The sequence below is a fragment of the Kitasatospora sp. NPDC057904 genome (assembly GCF_042887925.1).
Taxonomy (GTDB): domain Bacteria; phylum Actinomycetota; class Actinomycetes; order Streptomycetales; family Streptomycetaceae; genus Kitasatospora.
Genome location: NZ_JBHVOL010000027.1, coordinates 18,300 through 38,536, shown reverse-complemented (window position 1 = coordinate 38,536; position 20,237 = coordinate 18,300). Strand labels below are relative to the sequence as shown.

At 74.3% G+C, this 20,237-nt stretch carries 17 protein-coding genes; 11 read left to right on the top strand and 6 right to left on the bottom strand.

The window, feature by feature from the left end; genetic code table 11:
• Positions 1–4: 4 nt before the first annotated feature.
• Both ACFVSN_RS38925 and ACFVSN_RS38920 read right to left on the bottom strand, forming a co-directional pair.
• Positions 5–751 (bottom strand): thiol:disulfide interchange protein DsbA/DsbL, encoded by a 747-nt coding sequence (locus ACFVSN_RS38925; protein WP_387958066.1) that lies wholly within the window; start codon positions 749–751, stop codon positions 5–7.
• Between the two features lie 235 nt (positions 752–986).
• Positions 987–2,384 (bottom strand): glycosyltransferase family 4 protein, encoded by a 1,398-nt coding sequence (locus tag ACFVSN_RS38920; RefSeq protein WP_387958064.1) that lies wholly within the window; start codon positions 2,382–2,384, stop codon positions 987–989.
• A gap of 341 nt (positions 2,385–2,725) precedes the next feature.
• Between ACFVSN_RS38920 and ACFVSN_RS38915 the strand changes: the two genes are divergently transcribed.
• The 6 genes from ACFVSN_RS38915 (at position 2,726) to ACFVSN_RS38890 (ending at position 11,079) form a co-directional block, all read left to right on the top strand.
• Positions 2,726–3,856 (top strand): glycosyltransferase family 4 protein, encoded by a 1,131-nt coding sequence (locus tag ACFVSN_RS38915; RefSeq protein WP_387958062.1) that lies wholly within the window; start codon positions 2,726–2,728, stop codon positions 3,854–3,856.
• A gap of 308 nt (positions 3,857–4,164) precedes the next feature.
• Positions 4,165–4,614: a large conductance mechanosensitive channel protein MscL gene (gene mscL, locus ACFVSN_RS38910; RefSeq protein WP_380445622.1), complete on the top strand. Its 450-nt coding sequence runs from the start codon at positions 4,165–4,167 to the stop codon at positions 4,612–4,614.
• Between the two features lie 437 nt (positions 4,615–5,051).
• Positions 5,052–5,846 carry a DUF6643 family protein gene (locus tag ACFVSN_RS38905; RefSeq protein WP_380445623.1) on the top strand — a complete coding sequence of 265 codons (795 nt, stop codon included), beginning with the start codon at positions 5,052–5,054 and terminating at the stop codon, positions 5,844–5,846.
• Positions 5,847–6,171: 325 nt separating this feature from the next.
• Positions 6,172–7,065: an MOSC domain-containing protein gene (locus tag ACFVSN_RS38900; protein ID WP_380445624.1), complete on the top strand. Its 894-nt coding sequence runs from the start codon at positions 6,172–6,174 to the stop codon at positions 7,063–7,065.
• Positions 7,066–7,345: 280 nt separating this feature from the next.
• The gene (locus ACFVSN_RS38895; protein WP_387958059.1) at positions 7,346–9,808 is read left to right on the top strand and encodes a right-handed parallel beta-helix repeat-containing protein; all 2,463 of its coding nucleotides are present in this window, start codon (positions 7,346–7,348) and stop codon (positions 9,806–9,808) included.
• Between the two features lie 74 nt (positions 9,809–9,882).
• Positions 9,883–11,079: a hypothetical protein gene (locus ACFVSN_RS38890; protein ID WP_387594268.1), complete on the top strand. Its 1,197-nt coding sequence runs from the start codon at positions 9,883–9,885 to the stop codon at positions 11,077–11,079.
• 100 nt (positions 11,080–11,179) lie between these two features.
• Here ACFVSN_RS38890 and ACFVSN_RS38885 read toward each other — a convergent pair whose 3' ends face one another.
• Together ACFVSN_RS38885 and ACFVSN_RS38880 are read right to left on the bottom strand one after the other, a co-directional pair.
• The gene (locus ACFVSN_RS38885) at positions 11,180–12,334 is read right to left on the bottom strand and encodes a PLP-dependent cysteine synthase family protein (protein ID WP_387958057.1); all 1,155 of its coding nucleotides are present in this window, start codon (positions 12,332–12,334) and stop codon (positions 11,180–11,182) included.
• A gap of 167 nt (positions 12,335–12,501) precedes the next feature.
• Entirely contained in the window at positions 12,502–13,779 is a 1,278-nt protein-coding gene (locus ACFVSN_RS38880) for an ROK family protein (protein ID WP_380445629.1), read from the bottom strand.
• Between the two features lie 17 nt (positions 13,780–13,796).
• Here ACFVSN_RS38880 and ACFVSN_RS38875 point away from each other — a divergent pair, with 17 nt between their 5' ends.
• A complete protein-coding gene (locus tag ACFVSN_RS38875) occupies positions 13,797–15,023 on the top strand; it encodes an MFS transporter (protein ID WP_387958055.1) in 1,227 nt (408 codons plus the stop codon).
• Between the two features lie 157 nt (positions 15,024–15,180).
• Positions 15,181–15,816 (top strand): HutD family protein, encoded by a 636-nt coding sequence (locus tag ACFVSN_RS38870; protein ID WP_387958053.1) that lies wholly within the window; start codon positions 15,181–15,183, stop codon positions 15,814–15,816.
• 32 nt (positions 15,817–15,848) lie between these two features.
• Here the strand turns inward: ACFVSN_RS38870 and ACFVSN_RS38865 are convergent, their stop codons facing one another.
• On the bottom strand, positions 15,849–16,604 hold the full coding sequence (locus ACFVSN_RS38865) for an acyltransferase (protein ID WP_380445632.1): 756 nt from the start codon (positions 16,602–16,604) through the stop codon (positions 15,849–15,851).
• Between the two features lie 256 nt (positions 16,605–16,860).
• Here ACFVSN_RS38865 and ACFVSN_RS38860 point away from each other — a divergent pair, with 256 nt between their 5' ends.
• Positions 16,861–17,655, top strand: coding sequence for a maleylpyruvate isomerase family mycothiol-dependent enzyme (locus ACFVSN_RS38860; protein ID WP_387594275.1), 795 nt, complete (start codon positions 16,861–16,863; stop codon positions 17,653–17,655).
• A 69-nt stretch (positions 17,656–17,724) separates the two neighbouring features.
• Here the strand turns inward: ACFVSN_RS38860 and ACFVSN_RS38855 are convergent, their stop codons facing one another.
• Positions 17,725–18,498, bottom strand: a complete 774-nt coding sequence (locus ACFVSN_RS38855; protein WP_380445634.1) for an enoyl-CoA hydratase family protein — start codon at positions 18,496–18,498, stop codon at positions 17,725–17,727.
• A gap of 177 nt (positions 18,499–18,675) precedes the next feature.
• Between ACFVSN_RS38855 and ACFVSN_RS38850 the strand changes: the two genes are divergently transcribed.
• Both ACFVSN_RS38850 and ACFVSN_RS38845 read left to right on the top strand, forming a co-directional pair.
• A complete protein-coding gene (locus ACFVSN_RS38850; protein WP_387958051.1) occupies positions 18,676–19,521 on the top strand; it encodes an ATP-grasp domain-containing protein in 846 nt (281 codons plus the stop codon).
• A 114-nt stretch (positions 19,522–19,635) separates the two neighbouring features.
• Positions 19,636–20,043: a RidA family protein gene (locus tag ACFVSN_RS38845; protein ID WP_387958049.1), complete on the top strand. Its 408-nt coding sequence runs from the start codon at positions 19,636–19,638 to the stop codon at positions 20,041–20,043.
• Positions 20,044–20,237 lie beyond the last annotated feature (194 nt).

The window sequence follows — 20,237 nt, the reverse complement described above, 5'->3', positions numbered from 1 at the left end:
GGCATCAGTGCTTGCGCTGCTGCTCCTGCTGGACCAGGTAGTCCAGCACCTCGGGCATCGCGTCGACGCTGCCGGCCTTGCTCGGCGAGGTGCGGTACTCGCCCTGGACGACCACCGTGGGCAGCTCGTTGACGCCGTAGCGGACGAACTGCGCGGCCGCGTCGTCGACCGACCGCGCCACCTCGGCGGACCGGTAGGCCTCGCGGAACCGCTGCGGGTCGACGCCGTGGCGCGCGGCCCAGTCGGTGGCAGCGACCTCCGTGGTGAGGTCGGCCTTGTCGTTGTGCACCGAGCGGAACGCGCTCACCTGCAGTCTCTCGACCAGGCCGAGGCGCTCCAGCGTGTAGTACAGGCGCGCGTGGCCGCGCTGCACGGCCTCCTCCGGGCCGCCCTGCCAGATCGCGGGGATCCGCCGCAGGGCGACGTCCGAGCGGTGCTTGTCCGACCAGGCCTGGAGCGGCTGTTCGAGCTCCTGCGAGTGGCCGCAGTCGTACCAGAAGAACTCGACCGCCTCGGTGCGGGCGGACTCGCGCACCGGCTGCGGGTGGTCGAGCTTCACGTACTGGACGCCCTCGGCGGGCTGGCGGTGGACGGCCGCGCCGGCCTGGACGGGCGACGCGGCGATCCCGGCGGCGACCGCGAGCAGGACGGTGGACCTCAGCAGCGCCTTCGACTTCGCGGGCTTCGCGGGCTTCACGGGCTTGAGGGGCTTCGCCGGCGCCTCGGGCTTCTCGGACTTCGCAGGATTCACATCGGGCAGTCTGGCCGTGACGGTTCGTTACCGGCGAGTCGTCGCAGGGCGGGCAGGGCCCGATTCGCCCGATCGGCGTACCGGGGCGTACGGGCGGTGACGTGCGGCAGTGGACCGGCGACAGTGGACCGGCGATGGGTGACGGGCGGCGGTGGACCGGCGACGGGCGACGGGCGACGGGCGACGGCGGACAACTAACAGATGACAGATAACAGATGTTGAAATCTGTCATCTGTTATCTGTTCGCCGTCACCCGTCTCGCCCGCCCCCGGCTCTCCGCCCACACCTCGGCGACCAGCCGCTGCCAGGCGTCCACGACCGCGCCGAGCTCGAAGTGCGCGAGCGCGTGCTCCCGGGCCGCCGCGCCGAGGCCCGCTCGGTTGCAGGCCAGCACCTTGGCCAGCGCCTCCGCGAGGGCGAGCGGATCCCCCGGGGCGACCAGCGCGCCGGTCGCCCCGTCCCGGACCACCTCCCGCACCCAGCCCACGTCCGTCGCCACCGCCGGCACCCCGGCCAGCGCCGCCTCGATGAGCGCGCCGGGCACGCCCTCGCTGTCACTCGTCAGCAGCACCGCGTCGGCGGCCCGGTAGAGCGGAACGGGGTCGGGCAGCGCACCGAGGAAGTGGGCCCGGGCCGCGGCCGGGTGCCGGGCCAGGACCTCCCGCAGCGGGCCGTCCCCGGCGACGGCGAGGCGGACGTCCGGCAGCCGGTCGAGCACGTCGAGCGCGAGGTCCAGCCGCTTCTCGGGCGCGATCGCGCCGATCCACGCCACCAGCAGGACGTCCACGGGCAGCCCGAGCGCGTGCCGGGCGGCCCGCCGCTCGTCCTTCCCCTCCGCGGGCGGATAACTCTCGGCTGCACGGGAGTTGGGGATCACCCGCACCTTTCCGTCGGGCAGCCGGAAGTGCTCCTCCAGGACGGTCCTGGCCTCGTCGGTGAGCGTGGTGACGGCCGCCGCCCGGTGCAGGAGGGTGCTGCCGCGGACCCGGCGCAGCGCCGTCCCCGTCCAGTAGCGGGGGTGGCCGACGGACACGTAGACGAACGGCGTGCGGGTCCCGGCCAGGGCGAGGGCGCAGGCGGCGAGGGTGTCGGAGCCGTGGGCGAGGACGACGTCGGCGGCGCGGGCGGCGGAGCGCAGGGCCAGCAGCGTGGAGGGACGCAGCCGGCCGGGGCCGAGGACGGTCGCGGTGCGCGCGCCGGGGGCGTCAGGCGCGAAGGGCGAGTGCTGCGGGTACTGCCGGTACTGCGAGGGGAGCGACACGGGCGAGGACGTGGACGAGGACGTGGACGTGGACGTTGCGCCCGGTTGGTCCGGCGCCAGGGGCTCGTGGGCCGCCGGCGACGTCTGCGGACGCGCCCCGGGCGGTATCGCCCGCGCCGCGGGGCCGTGGTCCGGCCCGCCGTCGGGCTGCTGCTCGATACGCTGCCCCGACCGCGAGCCCGAGGAGGAGCGTGAGCCGGGGTTCGGCGCGAGAGCCATCAGGGCGGAGGACTGGCCCCGCCGGCGCATCTCGTGGTGGAGGTCCCGGGCGAAGTTCTGGGCGCCGCTGCGGCGCGAATCGCTGATCAGGTGCAGGATGCGGGGACGGGTTTCGGCCGGGTCGGCCGACGTATCGCACGTGTCGTCGGGCATGGCAACGACCTTGGCACAGCGTCACGCGCGCGACAGCCCCTTCGCACCACCCGGTGGTGGTCCGTGCGCCCGCGCTGATACCCCCGGCGTGCGCTGGCAGCCCGCCGTCGTGCGCCGGATGCGACCGCTGTGCGCCCCGGTTCGCCCCACCGTTCGGCCCTGTTCCACCCCGGTCCGGCCCGTTCCCCGCCACACGGCGCCGGTCGGCACCGTGTGGCGTTCCCCTCGCGCGTAATCCCTGGCGGGCCGCGCGGGCCACCTGCGATGCTGATCGGCAGTCAGGGCGCGTCCGGCACGGGAGAACGGACGCACCCGGTGAAGGGCGGGGGTGGCCTGTGCACGTGCTTCAGGTGATCGACGACGTCAGCCGGCTCGGTGCGGCCGGGCGGGCCCTGCTCGCGATGACGCCCCAACTGGTGCGCGCGGGCGTCGGTTTGGACGTCGCTTACCTCCACGACGTGCCCGGCGGCTGTCAGGCCGAGCTCACCGAGGCGGGCGCCGCCGTGTTCGCCGTCGGCCGCCCGGGCCGGGCCGCCACCGCGGCCGCGCTGCACCGGCTGATCCGCGAGCGCCGCCCCGACCTCGTCCACACCACCCGCCACGCCGGGGCCCGGCGCTCCGACCTGCTCGCCCGCGCCGCCGCGCTGGCCGCCCGGACGCCGGTGGTCACCAGCCTGGCCGATCCGCCGTCCGGCGCGGCGGGGGCGGCCGGGCTCGGCCCGTCCCAGGCGCTGGACGCCGCGACCGCCCGGGGCACCCGCCGCTTCCACGCCCTCACCCGGTACGTCGCCGCAGCGACGGCGCAACGCCTCCGGGTGCCCCGCCGGCGGATAGACGTCGTCCCGCGCGGACGGGACCCGGAGTTGCTCGGCACCGCGACCCCTGAGCGCCGGGCCGCCGTGCGCGGGGCGCTGGCCCTGCCCGGGGACGTGCCCGTCGTACTCGTCGCCGCCGGCCAGTACCACCGCAAGGGCCTGGACGTGCTGCTCGACGCCTGGCCGGTGATCCGGTGCGCGGAGCCGACGGCCGTCCTGTTGCTCGCGGGTGCCGAGGGCCCCGAGACGGCGCGGCTGCGCGCACTCGCCGACGCCGCCGGGAACGTCCGTTTCCTCGGGCCGCGCGAGGACGTCGCCGATCTGATGGCCGCCGCCGACGCGGTCGCGGTGCCCGCGCGGCGGGACGGCCAGGGCGGTGCGGCGATCGAGGCGATGGGCATCGGCACGCCCCTGGTCTGCACGGACCTGCCCGGTCTGCGCGAGACCGTCGGGTCCGGGGACTACGCCCGGCTCGTCCCGCCGGAGCGGCCGGCCGACCTCGCGGCGGCCATCGCCGACACGCTCACGGACCGGTCGGCGGCCCGCGCGCGGGCGACGGCGGCCCGGGCGCGCTTCCTCACCTCGTTCACACTGCACCAAGTGTCCGCCCAGATGGTCGAGTTCTACGAACGCTCACTGCGCGTGCGACCGGTGTGAGGGAGGGCGGAGCCCGGACCACGAGGTCACGCAGCCGCCCCCCGGTCAGCCGCGAACGGCACCGGACCGGACCCACCGAACCGCACCGCACCACACCGAACAACACCGGCCGACACCGACCCCGCCGGATCGCCCCGTACGCGGAGCGCCCGGGCGCCGACTGCGTACGGCCTGCTCCCCTCCGAGGCCCGTTACGCGAATCGGGTGAACGCGGTTGGACCTCAGCCCCGACCGGTCGGCAGGATGTCCGGCCGGGGCGCCTCCGTGTACCCCATCTCCCCCTCCCCCGTACGGATTTGGAGTACTCGGTGTTCAAGGGATTCCGCAGCTTCCTGCTGCGCGGAAACGTGGTGGACCTCGCGGTCGGCATCGTGATCGGCGCGGCCTTCACCGCCGTCGTCACCGGGTTCGTCACCGCCTTCCTCACTCCGCTCATCGGGGTCGCGACCGGCGCCGTCGGCGACTTCACCCAGAAGACCTTCGACGTCGCGGGCACCCGCTTCCCCTACGGCGTGTTCGTCAACGCGCTGATCGGCTTCGTCCTGGTCGCCGCCGTCATCTACTTCGTCGTGGTGGTGCCGGTCGGCAAGCTGCAGGCCCGGTTCGAGGAGGGCGAGCCGGCGCCGGCCGCCAAGGTCGACTGCCCGGAGTGCCTGAGCGCGATCCCGGCCGCGGCGCGGCGCTGCTCGTTCTGCACCTCCGAGGTCACCGGCCACCCCGGCCTCCCGGCCCAGGCCCAGGCCCTGCAGTCGCACTGACGAGGCACACCAGCTGGGCGCCCCCGGCGGGCGCGCCGACCGGGCCCACTGCCCGGCCCGGCCTCGCACAAGTCGGGCCGCACGGGCGAGAAGTCGGCCCGCGCACACGCTGACGGGGACTTTATCCCCGAAACATTCACGAGCCCCCGCCGCACCCTCGGCGGGGGCTCGAACGCGCCCGCGCACGCCCCGTCCGTAAAAGTTTCTCCGCCAGGTACCCGGGCCGTCACCGGCCAGTCACCACAAGGCCCCGCAGGTCGTGCGTCCGGGCGCTGTTCGATCACTGACGGGGTGTCGAGGTTGTCCGGATCTGAACGCCGGTATGTCCGTTCTTCCTACTTTCGAAACCTTTGTGCGAGCGAAGACTGTGTAAACACTCGAACTGCTCCCCCTCCCGCTCTCCTCAGCAGGCGCATTGTGGGCTTACCGTATGCCCCATGACCTCGCCCCGCTCCTACGACGGAGTCGGCTACCCCTCTCCGTCCTTCTCCTCCGGCACGCCGATTTACGACAGCCTTGTCGCCGAACGCGGTGTCCCGCAGATCGCCCCCATCAATGTGCCGGCCGCCCTGCCGCCGGCCATGTCGTCCGGGTACGGATCAAGCCTCGGCCCGTCCTACGACAACCGCTACGGCGCCGGCTACGAGAGCGCCGCCTCCAACCTCCCCGCCCTGCCGCCGGCCCGCCTCGCCCTCGGTCCCGGCCCGAGCAGCGCCCCCTCCGCCGGCCCCGCCACGGCGTACATCCCGGCGCAGTCCGCGCCGGCGTACGCCTCCGCGCCCCAGCCGCCCGTTCCCGGCTACGGCGGCCAGCAGGCGTACCAGCGTCCGCAGCCGTCGGCACCCGGCTTCGCCCAGACCGCGAGCGGCGGTTACCAGCCGTCCGGCGGCCAGAGCTTCGGCGGCCAGAACACCTTCGTCGGCGGCCAGGGCGGCCAGCAGTCGTTCGGTGCGCAGCCGATCGGCGGCCCGGGCGCGTTCGGGCCCGGCCAGCCGGGCCAGCAGCACGGCGGCCCGCAGAGCTTCGGCGGCCAGCAGTCGTTCAACGGCGCGGGCCAGGCCGGCCCCGGCTTCCCCGGCCAGGGCGACCAGTCCTTCGGCGGCGGCCAGCTGCGCCCGGCCATGGCCCCGGTCGCGCCGGTGCGCCCGATGCAGCCGCAGCGTCCGGGCCCGTACGGCGAGCCCGGTCAGTTCCAGCAGAACGGCTACCAGCCGCAGGGCCAGGGCTACTGAGCCACTGACCTCCCAGGGCCGAACCCCCACACGGCCCGCACCCGCACCACCTGAGTACCACCCGGCGCCCCCTGAACGCCGGGCGAACGGAGAAACGGGTCATCCACGGACCGCCCGGAACGCCCCCCACGGCGTCCGGGCGGTCCGTGCGCGTTCAGGGGTCCGTGCGCCATCAGAGGTCCGTGCGCGTTCAGGGGGCACACACAAGGGGCGCGAAGGGGCGCACGCTTTGGCGGGTACGCGGACCGCCCGGCGCGCCCGCGGAAGTGCGCGCACGCACGGGGGGCGATCCGACCGGCGCGATCGCGGCTGGCAGGATGGAGGGATGCAGCTCTCCGGACTCCACGTCTACCCCGTCAAGTCCATGTACCGCGTGAGCCCCGACAGCGCCCCCGTCGAACCCTGGGGCCTCGCCGGAGACCGCCGCTGGATGCTCGCCGACCCCACCGGGCGCTTCGTCAGCCAGCGGGAGAACCCCGCCCTCGGCCAGATCCGCACCGGCCTCGGCCCGGACGGGACGCTCACCCTCACCGCCCCGGGCGGCGACCGGATCGAGATCGCCGCCCCCACCGTCGCGGCCGGCGACCCGCTCGCCGAGGTCGAGGTCTGGGGCACCCGCTTCCGCGCCGCCGAGGCGCCCAAGGAGGCGCACGAGTGGATCGCCGAGCACCTCGGCGAGTACCGCCTGGTGCACCTGGACGACCCGCACGCCCGGCCCGTCGACCCGGAGTACGGCGAGCCCGGCGACACCGTCTCGATGGCCGACGGGTTCCCGCTGCTGCTCGCCACCACCGCCTCGCTCGCCCGCCTCAACGAACTCGTCGCCGCCGCGCACCCCGACGGCCACGAGACGCTGCCGATGGAACGTTTCCGCCCCAACGTCGTGGTCGACGGCAGCGAACCGTGGGCCGAGGACGGCTGGCGCCGGATCCGGATCGGCGAGCTGACCTTCCGGGTCGTCAAGCCCTGCGGCCGCTGCGTCGTCACCACCACCGACCAGGAGAGCGGCGAGCGGCGCGGGCCCGAACCGCTGCGCACCCTCGCCAAGCACCACCGGCTGCGCAAGCAGGCCGCGTTCGGCATGAACCTCATCCCCGAGCGGCCGGCTTCCACCGGTCTCCCGGGACAGGGCGGCGACGTCCTCGGCACGCTGCGGCTCGGCGACGAGGTCGAGGTCCTGGAGGACGGCCGGCAGTGGCCGGTCGACTCCCGCGCCTGAGCTGAGCACCGCCGCACGCGCTCCCGCGCGCACCACCCGACCCACCGCCCCCACCGCGCAACTCCCACTCCGGAACCAGGAGTGTGTGCGCTCGTTGAAACCGGTGGGCGGAACATGTGGCGAAGACGGGATCCGCCGGTGCCCGCACGATCGCGGGCACCGGCCGGGCACCGGCCGTAGCACCCCCGCGAGCGCGCTACGGTGGGCGGACGGCCCGCGCACCGCAGCGCGCACGGCCCGATGATCGCCGGCTCGACGAAGGTGGGGACGACAGACCGTCATGGCTGAGCACAGGGTCCGGGTCACCCAGGACAGCGCATCCCGCTGGCGACGCCGCGCCGGCGAGTACGACACGCTCGCGGAGGCCCTCGCCGCCGCCGAACCGGGCGACACCGTGACCGTCCGCCCCGGCACCTTCCGCGAGAACGTGCTGCTCGACAAGCCCGTGACGATCGTCCCGGCGCAGGGCCCCGGCACCGTCCGCATCGACCCGCCCTCCGGCGTGCCGCTGACCGTCACCGCCTCGGCCACCGTCCGCGACCTCGTCGTCGAGGGCGGCGACACCTCCGTCCCCGCCGTCCTCGTCACCGGCCCCGAGGCCGCCCCCTCCTTCAGCGGCTGCCGCGTGGAGAGCCGCTCCGCCAGCGGGTTCGAGATCACCGGCGGCGCCCGCCCCACCCTGCGCGGCTGCGTCGTCGCCAACCCCGGCGGCCTCGGCCTGCGGCTGCGCGGCGAAGGCACCGCCGCCGCGTTCGAGGACTGCGAGGTCGCCGCCGCCGCCCAGGCCGGACTCGCCGTCCTCGGCGGCGCCACCGCCGCCCTCGAACGCTGCCGCGTCCACCACACCGCCGGCGCCGGCGTCCTGCTCTCCGACCCCGGCAGCGCCGCCGAACTGACCGGCTGCGAGATCTACGAGATCCGCGGCAGCGGCGTCCAGGCCGAGGCCCACGCCGGCGGCCGGCTCGTCGACTGCGAGATCCACCGCGTCACCGGCAACGGCCTGACCCTCGACGGCGAGGCCGAACTCACCCTCACCGGCTGCCGCGTCCACGACCTGCCCGAGAACGGCGCCGACCTGCGCGGCCGCGCCCGGCTCACCCTCTCCCACAGCACCGTCCGCGACTTCGGGCGCGGCGCGCTCTCCGTCTGGGACCAGGGCACCGAGGCCGTCGCCGAGTCCAGCCAGATCCACGGCTCCACCGGCGAGTACCCGGCGCTGTGGGTCAGCGACGGCGCCCGGCTCACCCTCACCGACTGCGCCCTGCACGACCTGCCCGACGCGCTGTTCGTCCTCGACCGCGACTCCGCCGCCACCGCCGACCGCTGCTCGTTCAGCCGGATCCGCAGCTCGGCGGTCTCCGTCAGCGGCGGCGCCGAGGTGACGCTGACCGCCTGCCGGGTCCAGGAGGCCGGCACCGGACTGTGGTTCCGCGACCACGGCAGCGGCGGCATCCTCACCGACTGCGAGATCTCCGACGTCGCCACCGGCGTCATCGTCACCAAGGGCGCCGACCCGGTGCTGCGCGACTGCACCGTCCGCGCCAGCACCGACGCCGGGGTGTACGTCTCGGCCCAGGGACGCGGCACCTTCGAGGACTGCCGGGTCTCGCACGGCAAGGGCTTCGGCTTCCACATCATCGACGGCTGCCGGAGCCAACTCCTGCGCTGCCGGGCCGAACAGAACGAGCGGGCCGGCTTCGAGTTCTCCGAACCGGGGCCGGTCGCCGAGGGCTGCACCTCCGACGACGTCGGGCCGGCCGCGGGCGCGGCGCCGGGGGCCGCCTTCGGGACGGCCTCCGGTTCCGCCTTCGGACCGGCCGCCGGCGCAACGGACCTACCCGCACCGCGCTCCGCCCAACTGACCACCACCGTAGCGGCGTTGGCCCCGCCCACCGCCATGCCCGGGATCGCGCCGATCCCCGACTGCCGGCCCGCCGACGAAGCCCTCGCCGAACTCGACGCGCTCGTCGGCCTCGCCACCGTGAAGGAGGAGGTGCGCACCCTCATCGACCTGATCTCGGTCGGCCGGCGCCGCCGCCAGGCCGGGCTCAAGGCCCCCTCGCTGCGCCGGCACCTCGTCTTCACCGGCGCCCCCGGCACCGGCAAGACCACCGTCGCCCGCCTCTACGGCGAGATCCTCGCCTCCCTCGGCGTGCTCCAGCGCGGACACCTCGTCGAGGTCGCCCGCGTCGACCTCGTCGGCGAACACATCGGCTCCACCGCGATCCGCACCGCCGCCGCCTTCGACCGCGCGCGCGGCGGCGTCCTCTTCATCGACGAGGCGTACGCGCTCGCCCCCGAGGACGGCGCCCGCGACTTCGGCCGGGAGGCGATCGACACCCTGGTCAAGCTCATGGAGGACCACCGGGACGAGGTCGTCGTCATCGTCGCCGGCTACACCGCCGAGATGGAACGCTTCCTCTCCGCCAACCCCGGTGTCTCGTCCCGCTTCTCACGCACCATCAGCTTCGCCGACTACTCGGCGGACGAACTCCTCGACATCGCCCGCGCCCAGTGCGCCGAGCACGAGTACGCCCTCACCGAGGCCACCGAGGACGCGCTGCTGCACCACTTCGCCACAATCGAGCGCGGCCCCAACTTCGGCAACGGGCGTACGGCCCGGCAAGTCTTCGAGACGATGGTCGAACGGCACGCGATGCGCGTCGCCCAGCTGGCCGACCCGTCGACCGAGGAGCTCCAGATCCTCGTCCCGGCCGATCTTCCGGCAGCCCGCGCATCCTGACATTTCGTCACGTTTCTTGCCCCATGTACGTCATACTGCCGGACGGCACGACAGTCGGCGACGGGGGAAACACGATGACACACGGCAGGCGAATAGCCGCCTCGATCCTGTTGGTACTGGCCGGAGTTGCGGGCTGCTCGTCCGGGAACAACCCGGCCCTGGGCACCCAGGGCGGGAACGGCCGGCCGGCCCCGCCCGCCGCGACCAGTGCGGGAGCCGCGGGCGGAGCGGGTGACACGGGCAACTCGGGTGCGGGAAGCGGCGACTTCTCGAAGAAGACGAACATGGTGGTGACCGCCGTCTGCACCAAGAACTCCAGCGGTGGCGCGGTCCAGGTCACCGGCTGGGACACGCGGGACTGGCATCCGCTGGCCGAGGCCCTCTTCGTCCTGCCGGCCCCCACCGTGATGACCAACGTGACGCACGAACTGTGCGAGCAGCACTCGCCGTACCAGGTCGCCGGCGAAGCCTCCGGCATCCGGGCGCTGTTCGACCGGGACTACACGCGGATGGCCGTCGCGATCAACGCGGGAGGTGAATCGCGGCACGTCGGCTACGTCGACCGGTCACGGAAGTTCACCGACCTGACGGGCGACGGGGGCTTCGGGATGACGCCGCGGGAGACGGACGCCGCGTTCTCCGCCGACGGTTCGACGATGTGGTTCACCTACGAGGCGACCAGCAGCGACGGGAGCGCGAGCGAGACGCACCTGGGCAGCCGTTCGGTGAGCGGGGACCACGCACTGGTGGACCACTGGCACGGCGAGTCCGGCACCGAGCCCTTCGTGATCCCGCCGCCGTCCGGCAAGGGGCCCGTGGCACTGGGCCGCAGCCGGTTCGACTCCCCCGACGGCCGCCGGATGACCGTCGGTGCCACGCTCTTCGACTCCGCGTCGGTGGGGCCCGCGGTCAACGGCATGAGCGAGGAGAAGAAGGGGAAGCCCGCGGTCTGCGACCCGGTCGGCTGGACCGGACCCGACACGCTGCTCTGCGACAGCCAGGACGCCCGCAACCTCTACACCGCCGCTCCGGACGCGACGACGCCGGGCCAGAACCTGCTGCCCGCCAACGACCACGAGAACCACGGGCTGTTGATCTCGCCCGACAGCCACCGCTTCCTCTTCGCCTCCAGCGAACCGGGATCCCCACAGGTGTCCGTCTACCTCGCGAACACCGCGCAGGCCACACCTCCGGCCGCACCGACCAAGGTGCCGGCGCCGGACAGCCTCACCTCGGCCGGCTGGAACGCCCACTTCCTTGAGTGGCGGTAGAAGCGGGGAGGAACTCGCGGAAGCGCGACAGCTGACAGATAACAGCTGACAGATAACAGATTTCGAAATCTGTTATCTGTCAGCTGTTCGTCCTACCCCGTCACCCCTCCCAGGCCCCGCCCGCCAGGAACGACTCCAGGGCCGCCCGGTACGGCGCGATGTCGATCCGCTCGCCGGCCAGCCAGTCGTCGGAGTAGTACTTGTCCAGGTAGCGGTCGCCCGGGTCGCAGATCAGGCTGACGACGCTGCCGTGCCGACCGGCCGCCCGCATCTCGGCGACGATCTTCAGCGCGCTCCACAGCCCCGTCCCGGTGGAGGCGCCCGCCTTCTTCCCGAGCATCTGCTCCAGCACCCGCACCGCCGCGATCGAGGCCGCGTCCGGCACCTTCATCATCCGGTCGATCGCGCCGGGCACGAAGCTCGGCTCCATCCGGGGCCGCCCGATGCCCTCGATCCGCGAACCGCTCGCGCACACCGCGTCCGGGTCGTGATCCACCCAGCCGTCGAAGAAGCAGGAGTTCTCCGGGTCCGCGACGCAGATCCGGGTGTCGTACTGCATGTAGTGGACGTAGCGGGCGATGGTCGCCGAGGTGCCGCCCGTCCCCGCGGTCGCGACGACCCAGGCCGGCTCCGGGTGCGGCTCCAGCTGCAGCTGGGCGAAGACCGACTCGGCGATGTTGTTGTTGCCGCGCCAGTCGGTGGCGCGCTCGGCGTAGGTGAACTGGTCCATGTAGTGGCCGCCGGTCTCCTCCGCGAGCCTCGCGGACGCCGCGTACACCTCGTCCGAGCGCTCCACCAGGTGGCACTCGCCGCCGTGGAACTCGATCAGGTCGATCTTGGCCTGACTGGTGCTCTTGGCCATCACCGCGATGAACGGCACCCCGACGAGCTGCGCGAAGTACGCCTCGGAGACGGCCGTGGAACCGCTGGACGCCTCGATCACCGGCTTGCCCGGGCGGATCCAGCCGTTGCAGAGCCCGTAGAGGAAGAGCGAGCGGGCGAGGCGGTGCTTCAGCGAGCCGGTCGGGTGGGTGGACTCGTCCTTGAGGTACAGGTCGATCCCCCACTCGGTCGGCAGCGGGAAGCGCAGCAGGTGGGTGTCGGCGGAGCGGTTGGCATCGGCCTGGACCTTGCGCACCGCCTCCTTGAGCCAGGCCCGGTAGTCCGCGTCGGAGCGGTCGACGTCGACGGTCGGCTCGATGCCGCGTCCGCCGCCCGGCGCGCTGCCCAGTTCGGCGCCCAGCTCGGTGCTCATGGTCACTCTCCTCGCCTTGACCCCCCTCTGCTCACTACGAGTGTATGACAGTCACAATAAGTAACGTTTTTCGGATCGCCAGCTTCCGCTTATCTCTGCCCGGCTCTCCCTGCCTCGGCCCCCATGCCCCGACCAGCCACCCGAGCCGCCGGCCCGTGGGACCGCTGTCAGCCCACCTGCACCGACTGCGGGTCCGCCAGGTACGGCCGCCACGCCAGTTCCGCCGCACCGGCGAGTGCGCTGTCCGCCAGCTCGGCGCCGACGATCGGCACCCGTCCGCTGCGCCCCCACAGACAGCGTTCGGCGACGACCGCGCGCAGCCGCTCGGGCGCCGCCTCCAGCAGGTCGAGGTGGAGACCGCTGAGCACGACGCGGTCCGGGTTGAGAATGTTGGCGACACCGGCCAGCCCGAGCCCGAGCCGGTCGATGACGTGCTCGACCGCGGCCCGCGCGCGCTCGTCGGTCGCCGCGGCCCGGCACAGGTCACGCGCCTGGTCGAGCACCGCGCGCCCCGGTTCGGGGGTGAGCCCGGCGGCGGCGAGCAGCGCGTCGGGGTCCGTCTCCGCGTTGAGGCAGCCGCGGTTGCCACACACGCAGGGCCGGCCCTGTGGATCCACCGTGAGGTGACCGACCTCCAGCGCGAGCCCGGCGCTGCCGGTGTGCAGCCGCCCGTCGATGACCAGCGCACCACCGACGCCGCTGTGCCCGGACGTGACCAGGAGCAGGTGACGGGCACCCCGCCCGGCGCCGTGGCGGTACTCGGCGAGCGCGGCGAGGTTGGCGTCGTTGGCGATGGCGGTGGGCAGCGGGTCGAGCGCGTGCGGGCCGTGGTCGGCGCGGCCGACCTCGACGTCGTACAGGTCCGCCACGGGCGTGCCGCTCGGCCAGGCGAAGTGCAGGGCGGCAAGCGCGGTGCCGTCCGGCTCGGTGACCGGGTTGGGCAGCGCGAGCGCCGCGCCGAGGCAGCGGCGGCCGGTGGAGCGGGCGAGCTCGGCGCCCGCCTGGGCGACGGCGCGCAGCATCCGGACCGGGTCGGTCGCGGCGGGCAGCGGCAGGTGGACCGGCGGGTCCAGCAGCCCGCCGAGCCCGGCCAGCGTGACGCTCAGCCCGTCCGTGTGGATCTGCCCCGCGATCACCACCGGGCCCTGCGGGTCGATCGCGAGCCGGTGCGACGGGCGTCCGCGCCCGCCACCCGCAGGACGGGAGTCGACCGTGATCAGGCCCAGCGCCTCCAGCTCGGCCGTGACGGCGCCGGCGGTCGCGCGCGTGACGTCCAGCGCCCGGGTGAGCGCGGAACGGGTCGGCGTCTGACCGGTGTGGATGAGCGAGAGCGCGGGGCCGAGCAGCGTCCGACCGCGATCGGGGGCGGCACGGCGGTGGGCGTCGCGCTGCGCCTCGGAGTCGGTCCCTGGGCCCGCTTTCGGACTTGATGATGAGAGCTGCACGACCCTATTGTGACTTTGTGCCGCTTCGAAACAAAATCCGTGCCTCTGTCCCCACCGACCGGAACTCCCACCAGTCTCGCAGCACACCCCCGCGAACGGACAGCCCCTGGAGTCCGGCGCGCCTCGCACTGACCGCGTTCTTCGCCGTCGACGGCTTCCTCTTCGCCACCTGGGTGGTCCGGATCCCGGACGTCCGCAGCCAGGTCAACGCCTCGCACAGCGCCCTCGGACTCGCCCTGCTCTGCCTGTCGATCGGCGCCGTCCTCACCATGCCGGTGGTCGGCCGGCTCTGCCTGCGGTACGGCTCGCGGCCGGTCACCGTCGGCTCGCTCGCCCTGCTCAGCCTCGCCGTGCCGCTGCCCGCACACGCGCACTCGGTGGCCGCGCTCGGCGGTGTCCTGCTGCTGTTCGGCGCGGGATACGGCGGCGCGAACGTCGCCATGAACAGCGCCGCCGTCGACCTGGTCGCACAGCTCCGGCGGCCCGTCATGCCCAGCTTCCACGCCGGGTACAGCCTCGGCGGCCTGGTCGGCGCGGGCGTCGGCGGACTCCTCGCCGGCACCCTCAGCGCCTCCTGGACGCTCGCCCTCGGCGGGCTGCTCGGCCTCGTGATCACGGCGGCGGCGGGCGTCGTCCTGCTGCGCAGCCCGGACGCGCCGCAGGTCGCGGGCGGGAGCAACGCGGACGAGACCGGTGGCGCCGGCCCGCGCGCCGGGCTGATCGTCGTCCTGCTCGGCCTCACCGCCCTGTGCACCGCGTACGGGGAGGGCGCGATCGCCGACTGGACGACGCTCCACCTCACCGACGACGTGCACGCGAGCGCCGGAACGGCCGCCGCGGGCTACGCGGCGTACGCGTTCGCGATGACCAGCGGGCGGGTCGGCGGCACCTGGCTGTCCATCAGGCTCGGGCAGACCCGGCTGATGCTTCTGGGCGGCCTGACCGCGGCGGCCGGCATGCTGGTCGCGGCGCTCGCGCCGTCGGTGCCGCTCGCCATCGGCGGGTTCGTCCTGGTCGGCCTCGGCCTGGCCAATCTGTTCCCGCTCGCCATCGCCCGGGCGGGTTCGGCCGGCGGGCCGCAGGGCGTCGCGCTCGCGTCGACGCTCGGGTACGGCGGGATGCTGATCGGGCCGGTGGTCATCGGGTTTCTCGCCGACGCGGCCGGCCTCCCGCTCGCACTCACCACCGTGGCGGTCGCGGCGGCGGCAGGGGCGCTCCTGCCGCTGACGGTGCGGCGGCGCTGACGGCGGACGGTGGACGGCGGACGGTGGACGGCGGACGGCGGACAGATAACAGCTGACAGATTTCAACATCTGTTTTCTGTTATCTGTTTTCTGTCATCTGTTCGCCGTCGCCCGTCCGCCGTTACCCGCCCCCACCCGCAGTGGCATGATGCCGCCCATGACGACCACCGGGCGGATCCAGACACTCCGGGCGAGCGAGCGCCCGGCCACGGCATGGCTCAACGGGGGCGGGGTGACCCGGGAGGTCGCCGGTTTCCCCGCCGGGGCCGCGCTGGACGGCTTCGAGTGGCGGGTCAGCCTGGCGGACGTCGCCGCCGCCGGTCCGTTCTCCCCGTTCCCCGGCATCGACCGGGTGATCACCCTGGTCGAGGGCCCCGGCATGGTGCTCACGGTCGACGGAGCCGAGCACCGGATCGACGCGCCCTACCGGCCCTTCGCCTTCCCCGGCGACGCCAGCACGGACTGCCGCCTGCTCGCCGGCCCGGTGGTCGACTTCAACGTGATGACCCGTCGCGGAAGGGTCACCGCCGAGGTCGCCCTCGTGACCGCGCCCGCATCCGCCGACGTGCCGCCGGGCGGCTCCGTCCTCGTGGTCTGCCTCGCCGGCTCCACCACCATCGACGCCTCGACCGATGCCTCAGTCGACACCGCGACCGACACAACCACCGCCACCGCCACCGCTGACGCCACCGACCTCGCCCGGTACGACGCCGCCCTGCTCCGGCACCCCGGCCCGCTCCGGCTCCGGCCCGACGGCGTCACCGCCGTCATCACCTTCCGTCCCGCCGCCTGACGGCGCCGGACGTCAGGCGCCCGGCCCCACCCTCAGGCCGACTCACCCGGCAGGCGCAGGTCCCACCCCACCAGGGCGCGCAGCTGTTCCGCCGTCACACCGTCCGGCACCGGCTGCGGCGGCTCGTGGCGCAGCGGCGGCTGCCAGCCGTCCTCGGGCGTCCAGCGCCGCACGACCTTGGCCGGCGCGCCCGCGACGACGCTGTGGTCGGGCACCTCGCCGCGCACCACCGCGCCTGCGGCCACGACCACGTTCCGGCCGATCCGGGCGCCCGGCAGGATCACCGCGCCGGTGCCGATCCAGCTGCCCGAGCCGATCTCGACGGGTTCGTTGCGCGGCCACTGCTTGCCGATCGGCAGGTCGGTGGCGCGGTACTCGTGCGCCTGGTCGGAGATGTAGACGCCGGGCCCGGTCCACACGTCGTCGCCGAGGACGATCGACTGGTGCCCGACGATGTGGCTGTCGCGGCCTATCACGCAGCCGCCGCCGATCCGCACGATCGGATCGGGCCCGAGGTCGAGGCCGGGCAGGAAGCCGGCGCTGATGGTGACCCGTTCGCCGATGATCGAGAACGGTCCGATCGTGATCCACTGCTCGTTGAACACCGCCCCGAGCGGGAACGCGAGCGTCGTCCCGTCCCCCAACTCGCCGAAGCGGTAGGGGCCCGGGTTCTGGTTGCTGACCGCGCCGGTCCGCTGCACCCAGCGCCAGCCCCGGTGCACGAGGCGTCCGGCTGCACGCCGGCCGCCGGCCCGGACGGCGGAGACGAGGGAACGGGTTTTCGGCATGCGCTCACGTTACCGGCCCGTAGGGTCCGTCCGGCCGCCGGGCGGCCAACATCACACCCGGCCCACACGCCACCCCCGCACCCCGGCCCACACCCGCCGCACGCACGCCCCGCACCCACACCCACACCCGCACTCGCACTCGCCACCGCACGCACGCCCCACACCCGCGCCGACCCTCAACCCCCGCAGCCCGCAGACACATCCGCCCCCCGATAACCCAGACCCGATGTCCGCCCGCCGTGGAACACTCCGGACCATGGACATCTCCGAGCACATCGACGCCCTGCGCCTCGAAGGCGCCCTGCTGGCCGACGCCGCCGCCCGCGCCGGCCTCACCGCCCCCGTCCCGACCTGCCCGGACTGGCAGGTCGCCGACCTCCTGCGGCACGTCGGCACGGTCCACCGCTGGGCCGCCGCCCACCCCGCCCGGGGCCTGCGGGAACCGCTCGACCTGGACGGCGGGAGCGAGCCGGTCGGCCCGGTGCCGTCCGACGCGGCGCTGCTCGACTGGTACCGCGAGGGCCACGCCGCCCTGGTGGACACGCTGGTGGCCGCGCCCGCCGACGTCGACTGCTGGTTCTTCCTCCCCGCGCCCAGCCCACTGGCGTTCTGGGCCCGCCGCCAGGCGCACGAGACGGCCATCCACCGCCTCGACGCCGACGCGGCGGCCGGCACCGAGGGCCCGCGGGCGGACACCGCGCTCGCCCTGGACGGCGTCGACGAGCTGCTGCGCGGGTTCCTCGTCCGCCCGCGCTCGAAGCTGCGCAGCGAGGAGCCCCGCACCGTCCTGGTCCGGGCCACCGACGGCCCCGGCGCCTGGCGGGTGACGATCAGCCAGGAGCCGGTGGTGACCGCCACCGCGGACGCGCCGAACGGCCCGGGCGAACCGGGAGCCCCGGCCGAGCCCGCGGACCTGACCATCGCCGGCCCGGCCCACGAGCTCTACCCGCTGCTCTGGAACCGTCTCCCGGCCGACCACGCCGGCGCCACCACGTACACCGGGGACGAGGACCTGCTGCGCCTGTGGCGCGAGACGGCCGGCATCGGCTGAGAACCGGTCCGGCCGCACAAAAGAACCGGATAACGGGAGATCGGGAGAACGGGGGGACGGCCCGCCGCGTCAGCGCACCCAGCGCGCGGGCCGCTTCTCCAGGAACGCCCGCATCCCCTCCTGCGCCTCCGCCGAGCCGAACAGCCGCGCCGACAGCTCCACCAGCTCGTCCGCGTCACGCTCGAAGGAGCGCACGACCTCGGCGTTCGCCAGCCGCTTGGACTCCGCGAGCCCCTGCGGCGAGCCCTGGCGCAGCGCGTCCAGCAGCTCCTTCAGCGCGGTGCCGGTGTCCTCGGCGGACGCCGTGGCGCGGGTGATCAGCCCGATCCGCGCGGCCTCGGCGGCGTCGAAGACCTCGCCGGTGAGGTAGTAGCGGGAGGCGGCGCGCGGGTCGAGCTTGGGGCGCAGCGGCAGGGAGATGACGGCGGGCGCGAGGCCGAGCCGGACCTCGGTGAACGCGAAGGTGGCGGCCGGTCCGGCGACGGCGAGGTCGGCCGCGCCGACCAGGCCGAGGCCGCCGGCCCGCACGTGCCCGTCGATCACGGCGATCACCGGCTTCGCGCAGTCCACGATCGCCCGCTGGAGCTCGACCAGGCCGCGCGGGCCGACCGTCGGGTCGGCGCCGGTGGCCTCGGACAGGTCCGCGCCCGCGCAGAACACCTTGCCGGTGTGCCCGAGCACCACCGCCCGGACGTCCGGGTCGGCCGCGGCGAGCGCCAGGCCGGCGTGCAGCTCGGCCATCAGGCGGGTGGAGAGCGCGTTGCGGTTGTGCGGCGAGTCGAGGGTCAAGGTGGTGACGGCGTCGGCGGTGGTGACGTGGACGAACGGCGCTTCGCTGGTCATCGGCGGGGCCTGCTTTCCGGCTGAGGGTGGGTCGGACCGCGGGCGCCGTCCGGGGGTGCCCGGACGGCGCCCGCACGACTCTGGCACGCCCACCGGCCCCTCGGCCAGAGCCACCGGGGACGCAATGGGCGGAAAACCGGTGGTGGGCGCCACACCGCCGGCGGCACCATCGACGCCATGAGCACCATGAACGCCCCCGCACCCACGCCGCCCCGAGCCATGCCCGGGACCGGGGCCGCCGGCGCCGTCCTGCTCCTCGCGCCACGGATCAACGAGACCGGCCTCCAGCTGCGCACCGCCGCCGGCCGCCGCGGCCTGCGCGCGTTCACGGCGACGTCCTGGCAGGCGCCGGGGGAACTGCTCGGTTCGACGGCACCCGTGCACGTGTACGGCGGGCCGCTGTTCGGCGACGCCGTCGGACGGGCGCTCGGGCTCGCGCTCCTGGAGCCGTCCGCCACCTGGCTCGGCGACCTGCCGCGCGAGCTGACCGGGCGCCGGGTGTCCTGCACGACGCTGGCCGAGGCGCGGGAGCTGCGCGGTCCCGCGTTCGTCAAGCCGCCGGCGGACAAGGTGTTCGCCGCCCGCGTCTACGAGGACGGTGCCGCGCTGCCCGGGCCCGAGGTGCTGGACGGCGACACGCCGGTGCAGGTGAGCGAGGTGGTGCGGTTCCGGCGCGAGTACCGGCTGTTCGTCCTGGACGGCACCGTCCGGGCCGCCTCCCGGTACGCGGTGGACGGGGAACTGAGCGTCGCACCGCTCGGCGCGGACGCGGGCGAGGTCCTCGCGTTCGCCGCCGACGTCCTCGCCGACGGGCCCGGTCTGCCCAGCGCCGCCGTGGTGGACGTCGGCCCGACGGACGGAGGTTGGGCCGTGGTCGAGGCCAACGCGGCCTGGGCCAGCGGTGGTTACGCCGCCGACCCGGAGGGCGTCCTGGACGTCGTGCTGCGCGCCGCCGGACCACTCGCGCAACTCCCCGCCGCCGACCGCCCGTTCCTGCGCGACCTGCCCGAGATCGTGCGCTGATCCCTGGCGGGTCACGCGCCCCACAGCCACCCCGCCCGCCCGTACGTCACGCTCCTCCGAGGAAAGGCGAAAGGCGGGTGCGGCAGCGTCCCGCCATGCGCCACGATGGCCCGCATGACCACCAACCAGCACCTCACCCACATCACCGAGCCGCCCGGCGTCGCCCCCGGCACCGGCTACACCCAGGTCGTCACCGGCACCGGCCGCCTGGTCCAGGTCTCCGGCCAGGTGGCCTTCGACGAGCACCGCAACCTCGTCGGCGTGGGCGACCCGAAGGCGCAGGCACGCCAGGTGTTCGAGAACCTGCGCCGCTGCCTGGCCGCGGCCGGCGCCGGCTTCGACGACGTCGTGAAGTTCACCATCTTCGTCACCGACATCGCCTTCCTGCCCGCCATCCGCGAGGCCCGCGACGAGCACGTGAACACCGCCAACCCGCCGGCCAGCTCCGCGGTGCAGGTCGCGGCGCTGTTCCTGCCCGAGGTGCTGATCGAGATCGAGGCGTTCGCCCTCGTCCAGGAGTAGGCCGCCACCAAGCCCCCGACACACCCCTGGGTTCCCGCCCACCAAGCCCCCGACACACCCCTGGTTCCCGCCGCCCGCGCCCACCGGACGGCGGGAACCATGGCGAGGTCCACCCCCACCCGCCCGCCCCCACCCGCGGCGCCGTCCACCAACCAACTCCCCAGTGGTTCAGACCTGTTGACGCATTGGTCCAG